Annotated in this window: 10 protein-coding genes and 1 pseudogene; 2 read left to right on the forward strand and 9 right to left on the reverse strand. The window is 61.9% G+C overall.

The window, feature by feature from the left end:
• Positions 1-96: 96 nt before the first annotated feature.
• The 7 genes from EN749_RS18210 to EN749_RS18240 are packed head-to-tail and all read right to left on the reverse strand — an operon-like array spanning position 97 to position 8,248.
• Positions 97-1,113 carry an ABC transporter ATP-binding protein gene (locus tag EN749_RS18210; RefSeq protein WP_128363645.1) on the reverse strand — a complete coding sequence of 339 codons (1,017 nt, stop codon included), beginning with the start codon at positions 1,111-1,113 and terminating at the stop codon, positions 97-99.
• Positions 1,110-2,069: an ABC transporter ATP-binding protein gene (locus tag EN749_RS18215; protein WP_013531724.1), complete on the reverse strand. Its 960-nt coding sequence runs from the start codon at positions 2,067-2,069 to the stop codon at positions 1,110-1,112. Before EN749_RS18215 ends, EN749_RS18210 begins: the two co-directional genes overlap by 4 nt.
• The gene (locus EN749_RS18220; protein ID WP_127810442.1) at positions 2,066-3,037 is read right to left on the reverse strand and encodes an ABC transporter permease; all 972 of its coding nucleotides are present in this window, start codon (positions 3,035-3,037) and stop codon (positions 2,066-2,068) included. The genes EN749_RS18215 and EN749_RS18220 overlap by 4 nt, the downstream gene beginning before the upstream one ends.
• A complete protein-coding gene (locus EN749_RS18225) occupies positions 3,037-4,053 on the reverse strand; it encodes an ABC transporter permease (protein WP_127810443.1) in 1,017 nt (338 codons plus the stop codon). Before EN749_RS18225 ends, EN749_RS18220 begins: the two co-directional genes overlap by 1 nt.
• A gap of 39 nt (positions 4,054-4,092) precedes the next feature.
• Complete coding sequence (locus tag EN749_RS18230; protein WP_128288101.1) at positions 4,093-5,754, reverse strand: ABC transporter substrate-binding protein; 1,662 nt, start codon at positions 5,752-5,754, stop codon at positions 4,093-4,095.
• A gap of 18 nt (positions 5,755-5,772) precedes the next feature.
• Positions 5,773-6,678: a proline iminopeptidase-family hydrolase gene (locus EN749_RS18235; RefSeq protein ID WP_127810445.1), complete on the reverse strand. Its 906-nt coding sequence runs from the start codon at positions 6,676-6,678 to the stop codon at positions 5,773-5,775.
• A gap of 55 nt (positions 6,679-6,733) precedes the next feature.
• On the reverse strand, positions 6,734-8,248 hold the full coding sequence (locus EN749_RS18240) for a leucyl aminopeptidase (protein WP_127810446.1): 1,515 nt from the start codon (positions 8,246-8,248) through the stop codon (positions 6,734-6,736).
• Between the two features lie 234 nt (positions 8,249-8,482).
• On the opposite strand from EN749_RS18240, the gene EN749_RS18245 reads away from it, so the two are divergent.
• Positions 8,483-9,385 carry a LysR family transcriptional regulator gene (locus EN749_RS18245; RefSeq protein WP_127397238.1) on the forward strand — a complete coding sequence of 301 codons (903 nt, stop codon included), beginning with the start codon at positions 8,483-8,485 and terminating at the stop codon, positions 9,383-9,385.
• Between the two features lie 242 nt (positions 9,386-9,627).
• Positions 9,628-11,084 (forward strand): annotated as a pseudogene (locus EN749_RS18250) (NCS1 family nucleobase:cation symporter-1).
• A gap of 37 nt (positions 11,085-11,121) precedes the next feature.
• Here the strand turns inward: EN749_RS18250 and EN749_RS18255 are convergent.
• Together EN749_RS18255 and EN749_RS18260 are read right to left on the reverse strand one after the other, a co-directional pair.
• Positions 11,122-11,658 (reverse strand): DUF1697 domain-containing protein, encoded by a 537-nt coding sequence (locus EN749_RS18255; protein ID WP_128363646.1) that lies wholly within the window; start codon positions 11,656-11,658, stop codon positions 11,122-11,124.
• Positions 11,659-11,676: 18 nt separating this feature from the next.
• Entirely contained in the window at positions 11,677-13,305 is a 1,629-nt protein-coding gene (locus EN749_RS18260) for a CTP synthase (RefSeq protein ID WP_164895606.1), read from the reverse strand.
• Positions 13,306-13,372: the final 67 nt, after the last annotated feature.

Below are 13,372 nucleotides of genomic sequence, written 5' to 3' on the forward strand. Positions count from 1 at the left end.
CCGCAATGCGCTCGATCGACCCCCCCCAAACGCGCCAACAGCCGGTTGGTTCCAGATAAAAATGGAATCTTTTAGAAATCTATCAGGCGAAGGCGATCACCCGTGCGGTCGTGAGTGTCGCCTACATCGTGGGGAAGTGGCAGGCGACTTTGCGACCGGGTCGGTATTCCCGCAGCGCTCCGAACGGCAGCGCTCCGCCGCGATTGGGCATCGGGGATGGAAACGGCAGCCCGTTGGAGGGTTCAGAGGGCTCGGTACGTCGCCGGTGAGGATGATGCGCTTGCGCGTCCCACCGGGCGTCGTCTCCACGACGGGAACCGCCGAGATCAGTGCCTGGCTATAAGGATGGGCTGGTGCCGCAAACACCTCTTCCGCCGGACCTTCCTCGACGATCGAGCCGAGATACATGACCGCGATGCGGGTCGACACCTGGCGCACCACCGACAGGTCGTGGGCGATGAAGATGTACGTGAGATTGAGCTTCTCCTGCAGATCGGCAAGCAGGTTGACGATTTGCGCCTGCACCGACACGTCGAGCGCGGAGACGGGTTCGTCCAGGACCACGAGGTCCGGATTCAATGCAACAGCCCGCGCGATGCCGACGCGCTGGCGTTGTCCGCCGGAAAATTCGTGCGGAAACCGCATGACGTGATCCGGCAGCAAGCCGACAAGGTCGAACAGTTCCGCCACGCGTTTGGTGATCTCGCTCGACGAGAGCCTGCCATGGATGCGCAGCGGCTCGGCCACCAGGTCGCCGACGCGCCGGCGCGGATTGAGCGACGCCGACGGATCCTGGAAAACCATTTGCAGGCGGCGCCGCAGCGGCCTGAGTTCGGACAGCGACTTGGAGGTGATGTCGTTGCCTTCGAACAGAAGCTCGCCGTCCGATATGTCGTAGAGCCTCACCAGGCAACGCGCCAACGTGGACTTGCCGCATCCGGATTCGCCGACCAGACCGACCGTCTCGCCGCGCCACACGGTCAGGGAAACATTGTCGACCGCATGAACGGTTCGCTTGCCTTCGGCGGAGAAACGGCTGCCGATGGAAAAGCGCTTGCCCAGCGAACGCGTCTCGAGGATTGGGCGGTTCTTGTCGATCATCGGTCCGCTCATGCCTGTGCCACCCTGAAGCATGCCGCGGCATGGGTGCCGCTCCCGAGGTCGGGCTTGCCGGCCTCGCAGGGCTCGTAGTGAACCGGGCACCGCGGACCGAACGCACAGCCCTGCGGCAATCGCAGCAATGACGGCGGCGAACCGGGAATGGCCGGCAAGCGCCGTGGTTTTTCGCCGGTCAGCGGCGGGATCGAACCCAGCAGCGCGCGCGTATAGGGGTGTCGCGGATCGGAAAACAGCTCCGCGCGACTGCCGCGCTCCACCACGCGGCCGGCATACATGACCATGACCCGGTCGGCGAGTTCGGAGACCACGCCCATGTCATGTGTGATGAAGACGACCGCCGACTTGTGCGTCGCGCGCAGCTTGCGCACCAGATCGAGAATGCCGGCCTGCACCGTGACGTCGAGCGCGGTGGTCGGTTCGTCAGCCACCAGAAGCGCCGGATTGCAGGACAAAGCCATTGCGATCACCGCCCGTTGACGCATGCCTCCGGACAGTTGGTGCGGGTAGCGCGACATCGCCTCGTGCGGGTTCGGAAAATTCACCTCGGCCAGCAGTTCCTCCACGCGCTCCATCGCCTTGGACTTGCTGATGTTGCGATGCGCGCGGATCTGTTCGGCGATCTGCCAGCCGATCGTGTAGACAGGCGTCAGCGCCGTCATCGGATCCTGGAAGATCATCGCGATCTCGTTGCCGCGCAGCCGCCTGAGTTCGCGCGCGGGCAGTCCCACGAGTTCGCGGCCTTTGTAGCGGATCGACCCTTCGATGGTGGCGTTGGGATCGGTGATGAGACCCATGACGGCCAGCAGCGACACGGTCTTGCCGGAACCGGACTCACCGACGACGCCGAGGATTTCGCTTTCCTCGAGGTCAAAGGAAACGCCATCGATGGCCCGCACCAGGCCATCATTTGTGCGGAAGGAAACTCTGAGGTCGCGCACCGACAGTATCATGATGTCCTCAGGCGCGGATCGAGAAGGATGTAGACGAAATCGACGACCGCATTGGCGACAACCACGAACATGGAAGCATACATCACCGTTGCCATGATCATCGGAAGATCGAGATTCTGCAGCGCGTCATAAGTGAGCTTGCCGATGCCGTGCAGCCCGAACACCACCTCCGTCAGCAAGGCCGAGCCTCCGACCAGCGCGCCGAAATCCAGGCCGAACAGGGTGACGAAGGCGATGAGCGACGTGCGCAAGGCATGGCGCAGCAGGATACGGGTTTCCGACAGCCCCTTGGCCCGGGCCGTGCGGATATAGTCTTCCTGCAGGGATTCGATGATTGCCGCGCGCAGCACGCGCCCGTAAATACCGATATAGAGAATGGACAGTGTGCTCCAGGGAATGACCAGGGTCAGGAACCAGCCCTTCGGATCATCGGAGAAATTCTTGTAGCCGAGCGGTGGCACCCAGGAGAACGCCCAGCTGTCGTGATAGCGGCTCTGGGTGATCAGGTTCATCACTTCGCCCAACCAATAGACCGGCATGGAAATGCCGAGCAGCCCTAGCGCCATCAGCAGCTTGTCCAGCCAGCTGCCGCGCGTGGCGGCGGCGGCGATGCCGATGATGATGGAGACCACCACCCACAGGATCGCCGCTCCGAACACCAGCGAGAGCGTGACCGGGATCGAATCCATGACCGCCGGCACCACCTTCCAGCCACGATTGACGAAGGAGGTCAGATCGCCGGTGACGAAGATCTTCTCCATCATCGTCACATATTGCACGTAGAGCGGCCGGTCGAAGCCGAAGCTGTGGCGTACCGCCTCCAGCACTTCGGGCGATGCATTGCGGCCGGCGATGCGCGCCGCCGGGTCGGCGCCCGGCGTTGCGAAGAAAATCAGGAAGACGATGACCGAGATGCCGAACATCACGAACAGCATCTGGCCGAAACGGCGCAGGATTGCGTAGATCATCAGTCGCGCCCCAGCCGAACCTTGGAGCGCGGATCGAGCGCGTCGCGCAGGCCGTCGCCGAAGACATTGAGCGCCATGACGGAAACCGCGATCGCCAGGCCCGGCACCAGCGCCACCAATGGCCTGGTGTAAAGCAGCGCCTGTCCGTCCTGGATGATGGTGCCCCAGCTCGCGGCCGGCGGCTGCACGCCGATCGACAGGAAGGAAAGTGCCGATTCCGTAAGCATGTTCAGCGCCATCATAAGCGGCACGAAGACGATGAGCGTGGTGGTGACGTTGGGCAGGATGTCGCGCCACAGGATGCGCCACCCCGGCACGCCCAGATTGATCGCGGCCAGTACGAACTCGCTCTTGCGCAGCGCCAGAACCTGCCCGCGTATTGGGCGGGCCACGTAGGGCACGTAGACGATGCCGATGATGATGACAGGCAGCCACAGGCTGCCGGACTCGATCTGGATCGGTCCGATCGTGATGCCATGCGCGATGGTGACGATGGAGAGCGAAATCGCCAGTAGATAGATCGGGAACGCCCACAGTATGTCGAGGAAGCGCGACAGCACCGTGTCGGTGACGCCGCCGAAATAGCCGGCGATCAATCCCGCCGCCGTGCCCAGGATCAGGGTGAAGATGGTGGCTGCTCCGGAGATCAGCAACGAGCTCAGCCCGCCATAGAGCATCCTGGCCATGACATCGCGCCCCTGGCTGTCGGCGCCGAGGAAATAATTGCCCAGCCGCCAGGTCGGGCCGAGCGGTGTGTAACCAAGCCCCAGCCCTTCCGTCGATTGTTCCATCACCGGAACGTCGGCACCGTCGATCTGGATGACGGCGTCGAGCGTCGAGGCGAAGGGGTCCACGCCTGCCCATTTTGCATAAAGAGGCGCACTGAGGCAGGCAAGGACGATGAGGAGGAACACGGCCAGCGACGCCATGGCAGCCCTGTCCCTTGCCAGCTTCGCAAACGCGACGGCCCAGGGCCCTCGCGTCTTGCGCGGCATGGCGACAGCTACGTTCGACACGGGCGTGCCCCTCCGCGGTTCGTTACTGCACCCAGGCCATCACTGTACCCAGGATTGGGTGATCATCCAGTTGAACTGCCGGTTGAACTTGAAATTGCCGAGACGTTTGCTGACAAAGTCAAGCCGCTTCGGCGTGAAGAGGCCAACGGCGGGTGCCTTGTCGGTGACTTGCCTGTCGATTTCAGCCCACATTTTGTCGGCGGCTTTCTGATCGGTGACGCCGAGGTCCAATGCCTTTTGCATCTTGGCGTCGATTTCCTTGTCGCAGAAGCCGGCGATGTTGATCGAGGCATCCGAACCTTCACGGAAGGAGGCGCAGCTGAACAGGATGTTCAGGAAGTCCGAAGCCGCAGGATAGTCCTTGTACCATTGGGTAACGGACATCTGCACCTTGTTGTTGGTGTTCTGGATGTAGGTGAACTGGATGTTCGACGAGATCGGCTTGACGTCGGCGACATAGCCGATGCTGGTCAGAACGCTCTGCAGATAGACGCCGATGGACCGCGAAATGGCGGTGTCCTCGACGATGATCGTCACCTTCTGGCCCTTGGTGCCGGAGTCCTCGACGAGCTGCTTTGCCTTGTCGAGATCAGGAGCCGACCATTTGGCGCCCGGATTCTTGGTGAAGGGGCAATAGTCTTCATGGCCGGGGAAGTCCGGGGGCAGGACCTGACAGACCGGCGAGGCCAGCACCTTGCCGCCGAACAGCTTGACCAGCGTGTTGCGATCGATCGCATAGGCAACGGCCTGGCGGGCTTTTTCATTGTCGAAGGGTGCGAGACGGTTGTTCAGCGGCGCGTACCACCAAGCCGAAAGCGGTGAGATGTGCAGCTGGTCCATGGACTTGCTGCCCAGTTCGCCCAGGCGATCGCTGGGCAGAGCGTCGAACATCCAGTCCGCTTCGCCGTTCTGGATCGCGGTGACGGCTGCCTCTTCGGACAGGCCGAAATCATATTGGACGACATCCGGATAGCCGTCCGGCTGAGCTTCTTCGCTCCACTGCTTGAAATTGGGGTTGCGGGAAACCGTCATGCCCTTGTTCGGGTCGAAGGCGGAGATCATGTACGCGCCGGTGCTGGGAATGGGCTTGGAACCCATGTCTTCGGCGGGCGTGTCCGCCGGCAGGACCACGGCATGCGGCAAGGCAAGCTTGTAGAGCAGCTCGGCATCCGGCTTGGTGATGTTGATGGTGATGGTGCCGGCCGCTTCGTCGCCGACAACGCCGCCTTCCAGCGTGCAGCTCTTGGTGTCGGCCAGGCATTTGTCGGCACCGACGATACCGGCATAGAACGTGCCGGAGGTCGGTCCGGAAACCTTGAAGATGCGCTGGAAGGAAGCAACGATGTCCTTCACGCCAAGATCCTGGCCGCTGGAGAACTTGATGCCCTTGCGCAGCTTGAAGGTGAAGGTCTTACCGTCATTGCTGACCTGCGGCAGGGCCTCGGCCAGATCGGGAACGATGGTGAAGCCGTCCATGCCCTCGGCCTTGCGGAAGGCCACCAGGCCGTCATAGATCGGCTGGTACATCTGCCAGCCCTGGTCCGTGTAATTGATGTGCGGATCGAGCGTTCCGGCCGCGGAGCGGGCCAGCAGGCGGATGGTGCCGCCTCGGTGCTCCTTGAGATATTCGGCCTGTGCCGGGGCCAGCCATGTACCGGCCAGCAATGCCGCGGCTGTTGCCGCCAGAAGCAGTTTCTTCATGTCTTCATTCCCCTTTTTTCAATTGTCGTTGTGGTCCAGGAAGTCTCCCACTACCCGCATGCATGCATCTTGCTCTTCGACATGCGGCATGTGGCTGGAATGCTCGAATATCTCCCAGCGCGACCCCTTGATGCCGTCCTTGTAGGGCTGCACGGTCGCGGGCGTGGCCTCGTCGTGACGTCCGGAGATGATCAGCGTGGGAACATCGATGGCCGGCAGACGGTCGACGATGCTCCAGTTCTTCAACGTTCCGATGACGTGGAACTCGTTCGGTCCATTCATCAGATTATAGACGGTCGGATTGCGCACGACCTGGGCGAAACTTTCCGTGACTTCGGGCGGGAAAGGCACGACCCGGCAGACATGCCGCTCGTAGAACATCATCGTCGCCGCCTGGTACGCTGCGTCGTCCGTCGTGCCGGCCTGCTCGTGCCGGGTCAGGGTCTCCTGCACATCCGCAGGCAGATCCGCACGCAACCGGTTGGCCTCTTCGACCCACAGTTTCATGGAAGCCGGCGAGTTGGCGATGGTCAGCGACTTCAGGCCCTGCGGCCGCGTCACGGCATATTCGGCGCCCAGCATGCCGCCCCAGCTCTGGCCGAGGACGTGGAAGCCCGTCCGAATGCCGAGATGGTCGACCAGGTTTTCAAGCTCGTCGATGAACAGCCCAGGTGTCCAGAAATCGGCGCCTTTCTCAGGCAGCAAGGTGGAATTGCCGCAGCCCAACTGGTCGTAGTGGATGACGGCGCGATCCCTTCGCGCAAGAAGCTTGTAGGCATCGACATAGTTGTGAGCGACGCCCGGGCCGCCATGCAGGATCACCACAGGCGCCTTTTCGCCACCGAGATCACCGGTGACCCGATACCAGGTCTCGAAGGCGCCGAAAGCGGCCCGTCCTTCCATGCCTATGATCTCAGATGACATCCCAGTTCCCAGCGCGGTTGAAGGCATCTTGTATTTGTCCGTGACGGCAGGCGCCCTAACTCATGTTGCGGGTGACCTGCACCCATTCTTCCAGCATCTGCACGCCAAATGCCGTGGCGCCTTGCCTGCCGAGAGGCCGATCGGTGTCGGTCAGTTCCTTGCTGGCGATGTCGAGATGCACCCAGGGGCGGTCTTCCGTGAAGTGACGCAGGAAGGCCGCCGCATAGGGAGCGTCGCCGTCTTCCATGTCCTTGGCATGATGCCTGAGGTCCGCGAACGGCGATTGCAGACCCTCATCATAGGCCCGGTCGAGCGGCAGCCGCCAGAACCGCTCGCCGACCGTTTCTCCGGCCGCGATCATCTGTGAAGCGATGGCATCGTCGGTGCTGAATAGGCCTGCGAATATCGACCCCAGGCCACGCGTCACCGAATAGGTCAGCGTCGCCAGATCGACGATCACCGAAGGGTTGAAGCGCGTGGCTGCATAGTAGAGGCAGTCGGCCAGAAGCAGGCGTCCCTCCGCATCCGTGTCGAACACTTCCACTGTCTGTCCCGAGGCCGTGGTGATGATGTCGCGCGGTTTGAGCGCGGTGCCCGATGGCATGTTCTCGGCGATGCCGAGAACACCGACAACGTGTACCGGGCTGCCTTGCCGGGCGAGCGCGATCAGCAGGCCGACCACAGCCGCCGCTCCGCCCATGTCGGCTTTCATGTCGAACATCTGCGCTCCGCCCTTGATGCAGAGGCCTCCCGAATCGAAGCAGACGCCTTTGCCGACGAAAGCGAGTGGTTGGGCGGGAGCACCCTTGCCGCGGTAGCGCAGGACAGCGACCCGTGGCGGACGCGCCGAGCCCGACCCAACGGCGAGGAGCGCGTTCATGCCGAGCTCCTTCAGTTGCGCGGCATCGAGCATTTCGATGTCGATGCCGGCTTCACGCAGCGGCTCCAGATGATCATGGAAATTGTCGGGGTGGAGATGGTTTGGCGGCAGGTTGACCAAGGTGCGTGCATATTCGACGCCGTCGGCGATTGCATTGATCCGCGTCAGCGCCGCGGTCAGATCCGGGCCGCCGGCTCCGACCAGTTTCACCCGCAAGGTTCGATCCGCTCCCGCTCCTTGCCGCCGGTTGCGCATGTCGAAACGATAGCGGCGCAGCCGCATGCCAAGCGCGACACGCGCCAGGATTTCGGCGCCGGATAGTTCAATGCCAGCGATGGGGTCCAGGACCAGAGTGGCCGCGCATTCCCCCTTGCCTTCCAGATGTGCGGCAAGCAGACCGCCGGCGCGCGCCAACGAGAGGGTGGTTACGGCTTCGGCTTTGCCCAAGGCCAGGACAACCACGCGCTTGGTCGATACTGCCTGCGGGGCGATAAGATCGATGCAGGTGCCGAATCCGGCCAAGGCGGCCGGGTCAGAGCATGCACGAGAGAGAATCCCGCTCATCTCAGCGTCCAGAGCCGCTGCCCGGGGACCAAAGCCTGGTTGGGCAGTTTGCAAAATCACGACGACGGAGGTTTCCGCGGAAATCTCCTCCGCAGCTTCGAAGACCGGCGCTGGCGATTGAGGCATAGGCTGGCGCTCTCTCCAATTGCGGCGATACCGAGCAAAGCTTCGCTCTCCACCGGTGAGACTGGTCAAGCCGGTCTCAGCCGTCGATGGTATGGTACCGGTGTTCCCAAACAGTCGCTTGAGACGACTTAATTGCTCTTGTCCTCTGGGTATCCCCTAAGGGGGCAGGCAATCAAACGCGAATTCTGCCCATGTCGATTGACAAAAACTCAACTGACAATTCATGATCGTCCAATGGCCCTTCCCTCACTCAATGGCATGCGCGCTTTCGAGGCCGCCGCTCGCCTCGGCAGCGTCAAGGACGCGGCGGAAGAACTGCATCTGACACCCTCGGCTGTCAGCCGCCACATCCGCGCGCTTGAACGAAATCTTGGCCAGGACCTGTTCGAACGCGGTTTTCGCCAGATAACGCCAACCATCAGGGGCTCCTACTATGCGCGCAGCCTCTCGGAGGCGTTCGAAGCCATCTGGCGCGCCACCGATGACGTCAGCCTCTCGGACGGCTCGCGCCACGGCAAGATCCAACGGGTCCGGGTCTTGTGCGTGCCCACCGTTCTGAACCTTTGGCTGGCGGACCGGTTGCCGAACTTTCGCCGGTTGCATCCGTCGGTGGATTTGGAGATCTCCACTTCAGGCAAGCGCGCCAACTTCGATTTGGCCATTGTCGACGAGTTCGTCTACAAGGCCGGCCCGGCTTTGACGCTGCTGATCCCGCTGCTTTTGACCCCGGTCTGTGCGCCTTCGCTTTTGGAGGGGCCTGTGCCGCTGCGATCGCCGGCCGATCTGGTCAATCATCATCTGATCCATGAATGCGAAACCATGAGATGGAAGCGTTGGCTGGAGCAGGAAGGCGTTCTGGAAACGACGCCAAAATCCAGCACAACACTGGATGATTGTACGCTCATCATGCGCGAAGCGATCAATGGCGCCGGAATAGCGCTTGCGGACACGATCATGGCGCAAGATTTTCTGCAGCAAGGCAAACTGGTCGCGCCGTTCCATGTCCGCCACACCTATCCGGCCGGCATTTACCTGCATCAGCGTCGCAGCATCGGCAACAAACCAGGCACCGGCCTGTTTCAGGATTGGCTGCTCGCTGAAGTCGCGGACCACAAGCAGGTGATGGCCATCGCTTAGGGCCCCCTACCGAAGATGTCGGCAGCCACCGCTTCACATTGGAAGCCCAGCGTCGAACTTCGAATCATCCGTGCCAGGTTCAGCGATGACCCACCATCACCTTGCATCGATAATCGCAGTTCTCATTGAATATCTTTAAGGCCAAAGCCGGCAAATAGGTTGCTTGTCGGTTCCCCTGCGGCAGGCTTAACCTGCACGCGGCCAACGCGTGAGGGCGCGTGCTGCAAAAGGGGAACATTGCCATGACGATACAGGGTGCTTCACCTGATCTGTACAACGAGGATCTGGCTCCGGCCAAAGTTCGAAACTGGGGACCATTCTCGATCTTCAACGTCTGGACATCGGACGTCCACAGCCTTTGGGGCTACTATCTTGCCGCCAGTCTGTTCCTGTTTTGCGGCGGCTTCGTCAATTTCATCATCGCCATCGGCATCGGATCGCTGATCATCTATGTGCTGATGAACATGGTCGGCTATGCCGGCGTGAAGACGGGCGTGCCCTACCCCGTGCTTGCCCGCGCCTCTTTCGGCATCTGGGGCGCCAACATACCGGCACTGGTGCGCGCCATCGTCGCCTGTTTCTGGTACGGCGCGCAGACAGCCGCCGCCTCGGGCGCGATCGTGGCGCTGCTGATCCGCACGCAATGGTTCGCCGATTTCAACGCCAGCACGCATTTCCTCGGCCATACCGGCCTGGAGGTGATCTGCTTCGTGGTCATCTGGGGCTGCAACTGCTGATCATCCAGAACGGCATGGAAACGGTGCGCCGCTTCCAGGACTGGGCCGGCCCCGCGGTTTGGGTGATGATGCTGATCCTGGCGATCTATCTCTGCGTCAAATCCGGGAGATTTGCCTTCACCAGCGATATCCCGATGGACGTGCTGCTGGACAAGACGAAGGACGCGGGCGTGCCGGGCACGCCGGGATCGTGGACCTCGCTGTTTGCGGTGGCGGCAATCTGGGTCACCTATTTCTCGGCGCTCTATCTCAACTTCTGCGATTTCGCCCGTTACGCGCCGGACAAGGCATCGCTGCGCAAGGGCAACATCTGGGGCCTGCCGATCAACCTGATCCTGTTTTCGCTGGTCGCCGGCGTAACCACCATTGCCGCCTTTGATGTCTATGGCGAGGTGCTGCTGCATCCCGACCAGATCTCGGCGAAATTCGACAGCTGGTTCCTGGCAGCGCTCGCAGCCTTGACCTTTGCCGTGGCAACCCTCGGCATCAACGTGGTGGCAAACTTCGTCTCGCCGGCCTTCGACTTCTCCAACGTCTTTCCCAGGCAGATCGACTTCAAGAAGGGCGGCTATATCGCGGCCGTGATTGCCCTGCTACTCTACCCCTTCGCGCCGTGGGAAGGCAGTGCCGCTTCCTTCGTCAACATCATCGGCGCGACAATGGGGCCGATCTTCGGGGTGATGATGGTCGACTACTACCTGATCCGGAAGGGCGAGGTCGACGTCGAGGCGCTTTACCGCGAAGACGGCGAGTTCCGTTTCCAGGGCGGCTGGCACGTCAACGCCTTCATCGCCGCCGGCATCGGCGCCATCTTCTCGTCGATCCTGCCCAACTTCACCAACTGGCTGCCGTCCTGGTGGGGCGTCTATGGCTGGTTCTTCGGCGTGGCGATCGCCGGCATTATCTACTACGTGCTGCGCACCGCCGCCCTTGGCGCAGGCGCCAAGACCGCGAAAGCCTGACAAGGTGAATCTGGGGCGGCGAGAGCCGCCCCAAAACCTACCCCAGCATCTCGGCCAATCTGCGCACTGTGTTCCAGTTGCGCGACGTGCCCGTGCCCATGCGCTTGTGATTCATTGCCGCAAGCAGCCGCGAGCTTGGCCTCTCTCGCGAAAAGACGACCCAGATGTCGCCGCCGAGCGAAGTCACTTTCTCGTCCTCGGCGGCATAGGCCTGCAGTGCCGTCACGGCCTCCTCGGGCGCAGGCTTACGCATCACGCGCACCGCCACCTGATCCGCGGTCGCATTCGATTCCACCGGAAACGGATTGCCGGCGGCAAGCTTCAGCCAGTCCTCGGCACCGCGCACGATGATATCGACATGGCGGCCGAAGGTCTTTTCAAAGGCTGCCTCCAACCACTGTTCGAGGTCGGCGATATCCGTCACCGGCGCTTCGAAGACCAGATTGCCCGTCGCCACCAACGTGCGCGGGTTATTTAGCCCGAGCTCTTCGGCCATGGCCTTGAGGTCGGCCATGACGACCCGGCGGCCCTCGCCCAGGATGATGCTGTAAAGCAGCGCGACATAGGTCTGCATTGCCGCCCGACCTGATCGCTACACCAGCCGGCTCTGCTCCACGGCCGCCTCGATGAAACTGGCGAACAGCGGATGCGGCTCGAGCGGCCGGCTTTTCAGTTCCGGGTGATACTGCACGCCGATGAACCACGGATGGTCCGGGTATTCGACCGTTTCCGGCAACACGCCGTCGGGCGACATGCCGGCAAACACCAGGCCGCAATCCTCGAGCCGCTCCTTGTAGTCGACATTGACCTCGTAGCGGTGGCGATGGCGCTCGAAAATCTGTGTGTCGCCATAAATCTCGGCGATCTTGGAGCCCTTGGCGAGCTCGGCCTGATAGGCGCCGAGCCGCATCGTGCCGCCGAGATCGCCGGTTTCGCGGCGCTTCTCCAGCATGTTGCCTTTCAGCCATTCGGTCATCAGGCCGACCACCGGTTCCTCGGTCGGACCAAACTCGGTCGAAGACGCATGTTCGACGCCGGCCAGCGACCGCGCTGCCTCGATGCAGGCCATCTGCATGCCGAAGCAGATGCCGAAATACGGCACCTTGCGCTCACGCGCGAACTTCGCCGCCAGGATCTTGCCTTCCGCACCGCGCTCGCCAAAGCCGCCTGGGACCAGGATGCCATGCACCTTTTCCAGCCAGGGCGTCGGATCCTCTTTTTCGAAGATCTCCGATTCGATCCAGTCGAGCTTGACCTTGACGTGGTTGGCAAGGCCGCCATGCGAGAGCGCCTCGATCAGAGATTTGTAGGCGTCCTTGAGGCCGGTATATTTGCCGACAACGGCGATGGTGACCTCGCCTTCCGGATTGTGGATGCGGTTGGATACCGCCTGCCACGGCTCCATGCGCGGCTTCGGCGCCGGATCGATGCCGAAGGCGGCCAGCACTTCCGAATCGAGCCCTTCCTTGTGATAGGCCATCGGCACATCGTAGATATGCGGCACGTCGAGCGCCTGGATCACGGCACTTTCGCGCACATTGCAAAACAGCGACAGTTTCCTGCGCTCTTCCTTGGGAATGGCGCGGTCGGCACGGACCAGCAGGATATCGGGCGCGATGCCGATGCCGCGCAGCTCCTTGACCGAATGCTGAGTCGGCTTGGTCTTCAGCTCGCCTGCCGTCGGGATGTAGGGCATCAGCGTCAGATGGACGTAGACGGCGTTGTTGCGCGGCAGGTCGTTGCCGAGCTGGCGAATAGCTTCCAGGAATGGCATCGCCTCGATGTCGCCGACCGTGCCGCCGATCTCGCACAACACGAAATCATAGTCGTCATTGCCGTTGAGAACGAAATTCTTGATCTCATCGGTGACGTGCGGGATGACCTGCACGGTTGCGCCGAGATAGTCGCCGCGCCGCTCGCGCTCGATGATGTTCTTGTAGATGCGGCCGGTGGTGATGTTGTCCTGCTGGTTGGCGGAGCGGCCTGTGAAGCGCTCGTAATGGCCAAGATCAAGATCGGTTTCCGCACCATCGTCGGTGACGAAGACTTCGCCATGCTGGTACGGCGACATCGTGCCGGGATCGACATTCAGGTAGGGATCGAGTTTTTTGATGCGTGCGCGATAGCCTCGCGCCTGCAGGAGAGCCCCAAGGGCCGCTGCGGCAATGCCTTTTCCAAGTGAGGAAACCACGCCGCCTGTGATGAATACATATCGCGCCATGGGAGTCATCGCTTAACGCGGCCGGATTGATTCCGCCAGAGAAAAAACCGCCGCGAAGCTTTTTTCC

It is taken from the genome of Mesorhizobium sp. M7A.F.Ca.ET.027.02.1.1 (assembly GCF_004022985.1).
Taxonomy (GTDB): Bacteria; Pseudomonadota; Alphaproteobacteria; order Rhizobiales; family Rhizobiaceae; genus Mesorhizobium.